The organism is Micromonospora sp. NPDC023869 (genome assembly GCF_055559695.1).
The window spans coordinates 1,268,265-1,280,148 of sequence record NZ_JBVHKD010000001.1 but is presented as its reverse complement, the minus strand read 5'-3'; the positions used below and the strand labels follow the sequence as shown (position 1 = coordinate 1,280,148).

Annotated in this window: 3 protein-coding genes and 1 pseudogene; all 4 read left to right on the top strand. The window is 73.8% G+C overall.

Annotated elements, in window-relative coordinates:
• The coding region (locus ACZ31C_RS05650; RefSeq protein WP_465794327.1) for a type I polyketide synthase at nucleotides 1-2,531 on the top strand (2,531 nt) is incomplete at its 5' end.
• Between the two features lie 133 nt (nucleotides 2,532-2,664).
• Nucleotides 2,665-7,974 (top strand): annotated as a pseudogene (locus tag ACZ31C_RS05645) (type I polyketide synthase); the annotation flags it as partial.
• A complete protein-coding gene (locus ACZ31C_RS05640) occupies nucleotides 7,971-11,108 on the top strand; it encodes a type I polyketide synthase (protein ID WP_465794326.1) in 3,138 nt (1,045 codons plus the stop codon). The pseudogene ACZ31C_RS05645 and the gene ACZ31C_RS05640, both read left to right, overlap by 4 nt.
• The gene (locus ACZ31C_RS05635) at nucleotides 11,101-11,880 is read left to right on the top strand and encodes an arylamine N-acetyltransferase family protein (RefSeq protein WP_396752289.1); all 780 of its coding nucleotides are present in this window, start codon (nucleotides 11,101-11,103) and stop codon (nucleotides 11,878-11,880) included. The genes ACZ31C_RS05640 and ACZ31C_RS05635 overlap by 8 nt, the downstream gene beginning before the upstream one ends.
• Nucleotides 11,881-11,884 lie beyond the last annotated feature (4 nt).

The window sequence follows — 11,884 nt, the reverse complement described above, 5'->3', positions numbered from 1 at the left end:
CCGGCCGACTCTCCACCACCACCCACCCCTGGCTCACCGACCACCGCGTCAACGACACCACCCTCCTACCCGGCACCGCCCTCATCGACATGCTGCTGCACGCCGGCGCCGAGACGGGCTGCGACACCCTCGACGAACTGCTGACCGAGGCGCCGCTGCCGCTGCGCTCCGAGCGCGCGGTGGTGGTCCAGGTGAGCGTCGGCCCCGCCGACGCCGACGGCCGACGCACGGCCGTCCTGCACTCCCGTCCCGAGACGGGCGGTAGCTGGGTGCGGCACGTCAGCGGCATCCTCGCCCCCGGCTCGCCCGCTGTCCCGGCCACCCAGGACAGCTGGCCTCCGGCCGGGGCCCGACCGGTCGACGTGACCGGCTTCTACGACGAGCTGGCCGACCGTGGCTACGCCTACGGTCCCGCCTTCCAAGCGGTTCGCGCCGCCTGGATCCTCGACGGGGAGATCTTCGCCGAGGTGGCGCTGGCTGCGGAACAGCACGACGAGGCACCGGGGTACGGGGTGCACCCGGCCCTGCTCGACGCCGCACTGCAAGTCACCAACCTCGGTGATCTGCCACAGCCTCCGCCGGGCGAGACCCTGCTGCCGTTCGCCTGGACCGGAGTGGCGTTGCACGCCACCGGCGCGACCACCGCCCGGGTCCGCGCCACCGCCTCACCCACCGGCGAGATCTCACTGCGGATGACCGACCCGGCCGGAGACCCGGTGCTCTCGGTCGCCGGCATGACCCTGCGCGCGGCACCCGCCGTCGCGTTCGACACCGACCACGGCCTGCCCCCGGACGCGCTGTTCGGCCTCCGCTGGGTGCCGGCCGCACCGACCGGCCCGGGCGTCCCGGCTGCGGTCGACGTCCTGGACCTGACCGGCGAGTCGCCGGACACCGACCCGGCCCTGCGGGCCCGGCGACTCACGGCCCGGTTCCTGCGCTGGCACGCCGCCCGTGGCGAGGACGCGCCGGTCGGCGTCGTCCGCTGCCGGGACACGGACACCGATCCCGCCGCCGGTGCCCTCGCCGGGCTGGTCCGGTCGGCACAGACCGAGGACCCGGGTCGGCTGGTGCTGGTCGACGACGACGAGTCCTGGACCGGCGAGCATGCCGCCACCGTGATCACGCTCGGCGAACCGCAACTACGCCTGCGCGACGGCGAGTTCGAGGTACCCCGGCTGGTCCGTGCCGAGACCAGCACCGATACCGCCGCCGGACGCCCGCTCGATCCCGAGGGCACCGTCCTGGTGACCGGCGGCACCGGCACCCTCGGCGGCCTCCTGGCCCGGCACCTCGTCACGCGCCACGGCGTGCGGCGGCTGATCCTCGCCGGACGCCGCGGCCCGGCGGCGCCCGGCGTGGCCGCGCTGACCGCGGAGCTGACCGCGCTCGGTGCCGAGGTCCGCGTCGTCGCGGCCGACGTCGCCGACCGGGCCCGGCTCGCCGCGCTGCTCGCCGAGGTACCGCCCGCGCATCCGTTGACCGCCGTGGTGCACGCCGCCGGCACGCTCGACGACGCGCTCGTCGCCAACCTCGACGAGGCCAGGCTGGACACGGTGCTGCGCCCCAAGGCCGACGCGGCCTGGCACCTGCACGAGCTGACCGCCGGTCTCGACCTCGCCGCGTTCGTGCTCTTCTCCTCCGGGGCCGGGCTGTTGGGCGGGGCGGGCCAGGGCAACTACGCGGCCGCCAACGCGTTCCTCGACGCGCTCGCCACCCATCGGCGGGAGCGCGGCCTGCCGGCCCTCTCGCTCGCCTGGGGACTCTGGGCGGACAGCAGCGAGCTGACCGGCCGGCTCGGCGAGAACGACCTGCGCCGCAGCCGGGAGAGCGGCACCCTACCGCTCACCGCCGCCGAGGCGCTGGCCATCTTCGACGCGGCGCTCGGCCGGTCCGAGCCGGTCCTGTTGGCCAGCCGTCTCGACACCGCCGTGCTGCGGCGACTGGCCGACACCGGCGACCTGCCCCCACTGCTGCGCGGACTGGTACGTCGGCCGGCCCGCGTCGTCGCGTCGTCGCCAGTGGACTCCGGCGGGCTCACCGACCGCCTGGCGGCGCTGGAGCCGCCCCGGCGGTACGAGGAGGTGCTCGACCTGGTCCGCCGTACCGCGGCCACGGTCCTCGGGCACACCACGGGCAGTGGCATCCCGGCCGAGCAGCCCTTCAAGGACGTGGGCTTCGACTCGCTCACCGCCGTGGAGCTGCGCAACCGGCTCGCCCTCGCCACCGGCGTCCGGCTACCCGCCACATTCGTCTTCGACTACCCCAGTCCCGTCGCCGTGGCCCGGGACCTGCTCCAGCGGATGGGACTCGACCGCTCCGCCGCCGGGCTGGTCGAGGAACAGTTGGATCGGCTCGCAGCGCTGCTGGGCGGCACCGAACTGGACGAGACGGACCGCACCGCGATCGGTGCCCGCCTGCGCCAGCTCACCGCCGACTGGAACTCCGCACCCGACGAGAGAGCCGTCGACCTCGCCGCCGCGAGCGACGAGGAGATCTTCGACCTGGTCGACAGCGAGCTGGGCGTGCGGTGACACCACGCCCCGCCGGGACCCGACCCCGGTAGCACCTACACCGCGCACCGTACCCGCCCGATCGGCGGGCGCGGGGCAGCACTTCCGAGGAGGCGGGCCGGCCGGTCCGCACCGCCGACGGCAAGGAATCGCCATGTCAAACGACGCGAAGCTCCGCGACTACCTGAGACGCACCGTCGCCGACCTGCAACGGGCCAACCGCCGCCTGCGCGAGTTGGAGGACGACCGGCACGAGCCCATCGCCATCGTCGGGATGGCCTGCCGGCTACCCGGTGGGGTGGACTCCCCGGAGGACCTGTGGCGTCTGGTCTCCGGCGGTGTGGACGGCATCTCCGAGTTCCCGACCGACCGGGGCTGGGCCCCCGACCTGTACGACCCCGACCCCGACCGGCCCGGTCACTCGTACGCCAAGGAGGGCGGCTTCCTCGACGACCCCGCCGGGTTCGACGCCGCCCTCTTCGGGATCTCACCCCGAGAGGCGCTCGCCATGGACCCCCAGCAGCGCCTGCTTCTGGAAACCTCGTGGGAGGTGTTCGAGCGCGCGGGGCTCGACCCGTCGTCACTCAACGGCCAGCCGGTGGGGGTCTTCACCGGGGTGATGTACCACGAGTACGGCGCCAACCTGGACCGGCTGCCACCGGGCGCGGAGGGGTACTTCGGCATCGGCAACTCCGGCAGCGTCGCGTCCGGGCGGGTGGCGTACACCTTCGGTCTCTCCGGTCCGGCGGTCACCATCGACACCGCCTGCTCCTCCTCGTTGGTCGCCATTCACCTGGCCGGTCAGGCGCTGCGCAGCGGCGAGTGCGGCTTGGCGCTCGCCGGCGGCGTCACCGTCATGTCCACTCCGCAGATGTACGTCGCGTTCTCCCGGCAACGTGGGCTCGCCCCGGACGGCCGGTGCCGCGCGTTCGGCAGCGGCGCCGCCGGCACCGGCCTCTCCGAAGGGGTGGGTCTGGTGCTGCTCGAACGGCTCTCCGACGCCCGTCGCAACGGTCACGAGGTGCTGGCCGTCATCCGTGGCTCCGCCGTCAACCAGGACGGCCGTTCCAACGGGCTCACCGCACCGAACGGCCGCGCCCAGCAGCGGGTCATCCGCGCCGCGCTCGCCAACGCGCGACTCACCGTGTCCGACGTGGACGTCGTGGAGGCACACGGCACCGGCACCCGGCTCGGGGACCCCATCGAGGCCCAGGCGTTGCTGGCCACGTACGGCCAGGGCCGTGCGGCGCACGATCCGGTCTGGCTCGGCTCGCTCAAGTCCAACATCGGACACGCACAGGCCGCCGCCGGAGTGGCCGGCGTGATCAAGATGGTGCTGGCGCTGCGGCACGGAGTCGTACCACCCACCCTGCACGCCGCCGAGCCCACCGCCGAGGTCGACTGGGACGCCGGCGCCGTGCGTCTGGTGTCCGAGGGACGGGACTGGCCCTCGACCGGACGCCCCCGCCGGGCCGCGGTCTCCTCGTTCGGGGTCAGCGGCACCAACGCCCACCTGATCCTCGAACAGACCGAGGCGGAGGAGCCCGCACACGTCCCCACCGGGCAGGAGCCGCCCGGCACTCTGCCCTGGATCCTCTCGGGCCACACCGCAGCGGCGCTGCGCGCCCGCGCCGAGGACCTGACCGAGGCGCTCCGGGCCGACCCCGCCCTACGCCCCGTCGACGTGGCCTGGTCTTTGGCCACCACCCGACCGCTGCTGGAACACCGCGCCGTGGTGGTGGCGGACGACCGCCAGGCCGCCCTCGACGGACTGCGGGCGCTGGCCGAGGAGGCCGGACACCCTCCCCGCCCGATCGTCGGGGTGCCCGTCGCCGGCCAACTCGCGCTGCTCTTCACCGGTCAGGGCAGCCAGCGGCTCGGAATGGGCCGCGAGCTGCGTCACCGCTTCCCCGCCTTCGCCGAGGCGTTCGCCGCCGCCTGCGCCGAACTGGACCGGCACCTGCCGAAACCCGTCGCCGAAGTGATCGACGGGGCACCCGACCTGCTGAACCGCACCGAGTTCACCCAGCCGGCGATCTTCGCCGTCGAGGTGGCGCTGTTCCGGCTGGCCGAATCATGGGGGGTGCGTCCCGGCCTGCTCGTCGGGCACTCCATCGGCGAGATCGCGGCCGCGCACGCCGCCGACGTGCTCGACCTGGCGGACGCGGCCCGCCTGGTGGCCGCCCGGGGGCAGCTCATGCAGCGGCTTCCCTCCGGCGGCGCGATGGTCGCCGTGCAGGCGACGGAGACGGAGGTGGCGGCATACCTCGACGACAACGTCGGGCTGGCCGCCGTCAACGGTCCACGCTCGGTGGTGCTCTCCGGTGACGAGGCGAGGGTGCTGGCCACGGCTGCGGCGTTGCGCGAGCGCGGTCACCGGACGAAGCGGGTCGTCGTCTCGCACGCCTTCCACTCGCCGCTCATGGATCCGATGCTCGACGAGTTCCGCGCCGTCGCGCGGTCGGTGACGTACCGGCCGCCGACGGGCACCGTCGTCTCCACCGTCGACGGCGGGCCGGTCGGGGCCGAGCGCCTCTGCGACCCCGAGTACTGGGTGTCACACGTCCGGCAGCCGGTTCGGTTCCTGGACGCCGTCCGGGCCGCGTACGACCTCGGTGCCCGGACGTTCCTGGAGCCCGGACCCGGCGGTGTGCTCTGCGCCGCCGGGGCCGAGTGCGTACCGGACGACGCCGACGCGGCCTTCGTGCCGATGCTGAACGGTGACGAGGTCGCGAGCGCCCTGTCCGCCGCCGGAGCGCTGCTCGTCCGTGGCGTGCCCGTCGCCCGCGCGGCGTTGCTCGCGGACGCCGGTGGCCGGCACGTGCCCCTGCCCACCTATCCGTTCCAGCGGCGGTCCTACTGGCTGCGCGAGCGCGCGGCACCGACCGGGGGCGGCCTGCGTCCGGCCGGGCACCCGCTGATCGACGCCGTCACCGAACTGCCGACCGACGGTGGCCTGCTCGGCACCGCACGGATCTCGCTGCACACCCATCCGTGGCTCGCCGACCACGCGGTGGAGGACGTGCCGTTACTTCCGGCGTCCGCGCTGGTCGAGATGGTCCTGCGGACCGCCCGGGAGGTCGACTGCGCACACCTCGACGAACTGCTCGTCGAGGCCCCGCTGGCGCTACCGCCGAACGGCGCGGTACGCGTACAGGTCACCGTGGGGGGCGCCGACGACAGCGACCGACGCACGGTCGCCGTCCACTCCGCACCGGCGGGCGACGAGGACGGCCTCGCCACGTGGACCCGGCACGCCACGGGACACGTCTCCCCGTACGCCCCCACCCTCCCCGACGCTGCGCAGGAGTGGCCGCCGCCCGGCGCGAACCCCGTGCCGCTGGACTCGTTCTATGCCGACGCTGCGGCGACCGGTCTCGGCTACGGGCCTGCGTTCCGCAACCTCCGCATGCTCTGGCGTCGGGGCGAGGAGCTGTTCGCCGAGGTTCGCCTGGACGGGGACCAGCAGGACGAGGCGTCCCGTTTCGGCCTGCATCCGGCCCTGCTCGACTCCGCCCTGCAACCGGTGCTCGCCGCCGAGCCGGGCGGTGACGTACCGGTCCGGCTCCCGTTCGCCTGGACCGGTGTGACGCTCGCACCCACCGGGACGTCCGCGCTGCGGGTACGGCTCGTTCCGGCCGGGACCGGCGCGATCACCCTGGAACTGACCGGCGAACAGGGCACCCCGGTGGGTCGCGTGGCGCGTCTGGTCTCCCGGCCGCTCGCCGAGACGAACGTCCACCTGCGCGCCGCGGCCGTGGCACAGTGCCTGTTCCGGCCCGGCCTGATCGCACTGACGCTCCCGCCGGATCTCACCGGCGACGCCGTGGGGATCGTCGACCTGACCGACGTTGGTGTGGGCCCGGGTCCGGACGCGCTGCGAGGCGTCGTGACCGAACTGCTGCCCCGGCTGGCCACCGACGGGGACCGACTCGTGGTCGCCGTCCGGGACACCGCCGCCGACCCGGTCGCCGCCGGGCTCGCCGGTCTGGTGCGCTCGGCGCAGTTGGAGGCCCCGGGCCGGTTCGTCCTGCTGGACGTGGAGGACCCGACCCGGATCGGACCGCTGTCCGCCGCCGCGCTCACCACCGACGAGCCCGAGATAGTGGTGCGCGCAGGCACCGCGTGGGTGCCGCGGCTGGAACGGACCGGTGCCGCCCCCGCCGCCCCCACCCGGGGCTGGGACCCCGAGGGCACCGTGCTCGTCACCGGAGGCACCGGCGCACTCGGCGCGCTCTTCGCCCGGCACGCCGTCACCGGGTACGGTGCCCGCCGCCTGCTCCTGGTGAGCCGGCGTGGGCCGGCCGCCCCCGGTGCCGGGGCCCTCGCCGACGAGCTGACCGCGCTCGGCGCGGACGTCCGGATCGTCGCCTGCGACGTCACCGACCGTGACACCCTGGCGGGGTTGCTCGCCGATGTGCCGCTCACCGCCGTGCTGCACACGGCCGGGGTGCTGGACGACGGCGTGATCTCCGCGTTGAGCGGCGCACGGTTCGACGCCGTCCTGCGGGCGAAGGCGGACGCCGCGTGGCACCTGCACGAGCTGACCCGCGACCGCGACCTGGCCGCCTTCGTGCTCTTCTCGTCCGTGGCCGGTCGGCTCGGCGGTGCCGGCCAGGCCAACTACGCCACGGCGAACGGATACCTGGACGGGCTGGCGGCACACCGGCGCGCATCCGGCCTGCCGGCGCTCTCCATCGCCTGGGGGTTGTGGGATCGCGACGGCGGCATGGCCGGCACCATCGCCGCCACCGGCCGCCGCCGGATCGGCGAGTCCGGGCTGCGACCGCTGTCGGCGGAGGCCGGGTTGGCCCTGTTCGACGCCGCTCTGGCCGGCGACGACCCGGTCGTGGTGGCGGCGCGGGTGGACCTGTCCGCCGGCAGCGCGGTGCCCCGACAGCTGCGCCACCTCGCCCGTGGCGCGGAACGTCCGGCCTCGGCGGGGGAACCTCTGCCCACCCGGCTACGTCGGATGTCCGCCGAGGAGCGAGACCGGGCTCTGTTGGACCTCGTGGTCGGTGGCGCGACCGGTGTCCTCGGTCACGGCGAGGCGGACCGTGTCGAGGCCGACCGTGCCTTCAAGGACCTCGGCTTCGACTCGCTCACCTCGATCGAGCTGCGGAACCATTTGTCGACGACGACCGGTGTGCCGCTGGCCGCCACGCTCGTCTTCGACCATCCCACGCCGCTGGCGGTGGCCCGACACCTCGCCGAGCTGCTGGCCCCCGACGACCCCGTGCGGCACGACCGTGACCCGGACGGTGGCGAGGACGAGACGGAGATCCGGCGCCTGCTGGCGGAACTGCCCCTGGACCGTCTGCGCGCGCTGGGTGTGGTCGACGCGGTGCGGCGCGGTATCGCCCCCGTGCGGGACGACGCCGACGACCCGGTGGGCGAGATCGCACGGATGGGTGTCGACGAGCTTCTGGCCCGGGCGCTCGGCCCGACGACCGAGCCGGCATGACCGATCGGATCCGCATCGCACCGGAGGGAGTGCAGGCAGTGAACGAGGAGAAGCTGGTCGAGGCGCTACGGGCCTCGCTGATCGAGAACGAGCGGTTGCGCAAGGAGAACCAGTGGCGGGCCGTCCCGCCCGAGCCGATCGCGATCGTCGGCATCGGGTGCCGTTTTCCCGGCGGGGTGACGAGCCCCGACGAACTGTGGCAGCTGGTCACCGAGGGGCGTGACGCGATCGGGGAGTTCCCCGCCGGCCGGGGGTGGGACCTGGAGGCCGTCTACCACCCGGAGCGTGACCGCCCCGGCCGTTCCTACGTACGGCACGGCGGCTTCCTCTACGACGCCGACCAGTTCGACGCATCATTCTTCGGCATCTCCGCCAGGGAGGCGCTGGCGATGGACCCCCAGCAACGGCTGCTGCTGGAGACTGCCTGGGAGACGGTCGAACGGGCCGGGATCGACCCGGCCAGCCTGCACGGCAGCGACACCGGACTCTTCGTCGGCGCCATGTACCACGACTACGCCGCACACGTCACCAGCGTCCCCGACGGGGTGGAGGCATACCTCGGCGGAGGCAGCTCCGGCAGCATCCTCTCCGGCCGGGTCGCGTACACGATGGGCCTGCACGGCCCGGCCGTCACGCTCGACACCGCCTGCTCCTCCTCCCTGGTGGCGCTTCACCTCGCCGCCGCGGCGCTGCGGCGCGGGGAGTGCGGACTGGCGCTCGCCGGCGGGGTGACGGTCATGGCGCACCCCACCGCCTTCGTGGAGTTCTCCCGCCAGCGGGCACTCGCCGCCGACGGCCGGATCAAGGCGTACGCGGACGCGGCCGACGGCACCGCGTGGGCCGAGGGTGCCGGGCTGCTGCTGCTTGAGCGGCTGTCGGACGCCGAGCGGCACGGACATCCGGTGCTGGCCCTGATCCGTGGCAGCGCGATCAACCAGGACGGTGCCTCCAACGGTCTGACCGCCCCGAGCGGTCCCGCCCAGGAGCGGCTGATCCGTCGCGCCCTGGCCGACGCCGGTCTGCGCGCGTCCGATGTGGACCTCGTCGAGGGGCATGGCACCGGCACCGTCCTCGGCGATCCGATCGAGGCGCAGGCGGTACTCGCCACGTACGGGCAGGGTCGGCCGGTAGACCGTCCGGTCTGGCTCGGCTCGATCAAGTCGAACATCGGGCACGCGCAGGCCGCCGCGGGGGTGGCCAGCGTTGTCAAGACCGTCCTCGCGCTCCGCCACGGAGTCCTGCCGCCGAGCCTGCACGTCGACGAGCCGTCGTCGAAGGTGGACTGGTCGGCCGGGGCGGTCCGGCTGGCGACCGAGCAGCGTCCGTGGCCCGAGGTGGGCCGCCCACGCCGGGCGGCGGTCTCGTCGTTCGGGGTGAGCGGCACCAACGGCCACGTGATCCTGGAGCAGTACGTGCCCACCACGCCCGACGAACTGCGGGAGGCGAGCGGTCCGGTGCTCGTGCCGCTGCCGTTGGCCGCCCGCGCCACGGAGGCGCTGCGCGGCCAGGCCGACCGGCTCCGGCGTCGCATCGAGGACGATCCCACGGTGCGCCTGGCCGACCTCGGCCTCTCCCTGGGCACCACCCGTACCGCGTTCCCGCACCGGACGGTCGTGGTCGCCACCGACCGAAACGAGGCCCTGGGCGCCCTCGCCTCGCTGGCCGCCGGGGAGCCTGCTCCCCACGTCGTGAGTGGACGCGCCCTCCCGGGTCGTCTCGCGGTTATCTTCACCGGTCAGGGCAGCCAACGCCCCGGGATGGGCCGGCAGCTGTACCAGGCGTTCCCCGAGTTCCGGCGGGCCTTCGACGCCGTCTGCGCCGAACTGGACGCCGCCCTCGCCGGTCACGTGCCCCACCCGGTCGCCGAGGTCGTCTTCGCCGCCCCGGGCACGGACCTCGCCGCCCGGCTGGACGACACGGTCTACACCCAGACCGGTCTGTTCGCGCTGGAGGTGGCCCTGTTCCGGCTGCTGGAGTCCTGGGGCGTGCGCCCCGACCTGGTCGCTGGGCATTCGGTCGGCGAGGTGGTGGCGGCGCACGCCGCCGCCGTGCTCGGACTCCCGGACGCCGCGCGGCTGGTGGCCGCTCGTGCCCGACTCATGCAGGCGCTGCCCACCGACGGTGGCGCGATGATCGCCCTGCAGGCGTCGGAGCAGGAGGTGGCGCCGCTGCTCAGCGACCGCGTCGGTCTGGCCGGCGTGAACGGACCCACCGCGGTGGTGGTCTCCGGCGACGTGGACGCGGTCGAGGCGGTCGCCGCACGGTTCGCGGCGACGGGCCGCAAGACCAAACGGCTGGCGGTGTCGCACGCCGGTCACTCCCACCGGATGGAGCCGATGCTCGCCGAACTCGGGGCCGTCGCGGCCGGTCTGACGTACGCGGCACCGACTCTCCCGCTGGTGTCGACCCTGACCGGTCGGGAGGCGGGCGCAACCGAGCTGGCCGACGCGGCGCACTGGACCGGGAACGTCCGCCGCCCGGTCCGGTTCCTGGAGGCGGTCCGGGAGCTGCAGGCGCGTGGGGTCACCACCTTCCTTGAGGTGGGGCCCGGCGGTGTGCTCAGCGGCATGGGTCCGCACTGCCTGAGCGAGCCGACCGACGACGTCGAGTTCGTCCCGGCCATGCGGGAGGCCGACGAGCCCCGCGCCGCCGTCGCCGCCCTGGGGCACCTGCACGTCCGCGGGCACGCGGTGGACTGGCCGGCCTTCTTCGCCGGTCATCGGGCGCGTCGCGTCGAGCTGCCGACGTACGCGTTCGATCGCAAGAGGTTCTGGTTGCAGTCCGGCAGCGTCACGAGAGAGGTCACCCACGCCATGCCCACCGAAGAGCCCGAGACGGCACCGCTCGCGCAGCTGGCCGGCCTGGACGAACCCGCGCGCCGCAAGGTGCTGCTGGAGCTGGTCCTCGCGGAGGCGACGATCGCCGCGGAGGAGGCCCTGCAGACCCCGCTCGATGCGGAGAGTCCCTTCTTCGAGGTCGGCTTCAACTCGCTGTCCGCCGTCGAGGTGCGCAACCGCCTGGTCCAGGCGACCGGCCTGTCCCTGACGCCGATGCTGCTGTTCGACTACCCGACCCCGGAGATGGTCGTGGACTACCTGATCATCCTGATCGACGAGGAGCGCGCAGATGTTTGACGTGGACAAGTACCTGGCGGTGATCGGCCATACCGGTCCGGTCAACACCGACCTCGCCACCCTGCGGGCGGTGCAGAAACGACACCTGATGTCGATACCCTTCGACAACGCCGTCTACGGCGCGGTGGATCGCGGTATGGCCATCTGGGACGAGGTGGACATCGACGGCGACGCGATGTTCGACACCATCGTCACCGGCGGGCGCGGTGGCATCTGCTACGAACTCAACGGCCTGTTCCGACTGCTGCTGCAGGGGCTCGGCTTCGACTACCGGATCTTTGCCGGCGCGATCCGACAGGTCAACGGCGCGTTCGGCCCCGACCTGGAGCACATCTTCGGCTGCGTGCTGCTCGACGGCGAGACCTGGCTGGTGGACGTGGGCATCGGCGCTCCCTGCTACTCGGAGCCGCTGCGGGTCTGCGACGAGGAGCAGGAGCAGTACGGCGTCCGCTACCGCATGACGGAGGAGGACGGCTACCGTGTCGTCTACCGCCGCCCCGCCAACGGTGACTGGCAGGTCCTCTACCGCTTCCGTCCCCAGTTCCGGGACATCGGCGAGTGGCACGACCCGGACCCCGCGCTGGTCGAGTTCCCGCCGGATCTGATCGCACCGGGCACGTTCATCCGCAGCCGGGGCACGGCCACCGGACAGCTCGTGTTGACCGGGCGTCGCTTCCTTCGCCTCGACAACGGCCACGAGGAAGTGCGTGTGCTGGTCAAGCAGCCGGACCTGGATGCGGCCGTGGACCTGATCCTGAACGGGCGGGGATGAGGAC

Bases quoted from the DNA above. Each gene is read 5' to 3' on its own strand.
- ACZ31C_RS05640 (WP_465794326.1), top strand. From the start codon at position 7,971: ATGACCGATCGGATCCGCATCGCACCGGAGGGAGTGCAGGCAGTGAAC.
- ACZ31C_RS05635 (WP_396752289.1), top strand. From the start codon at position 11,101: ATGTTTGACGTGGACAAGTACCTGGCGGTGATCGGCCATACCGGTCCG.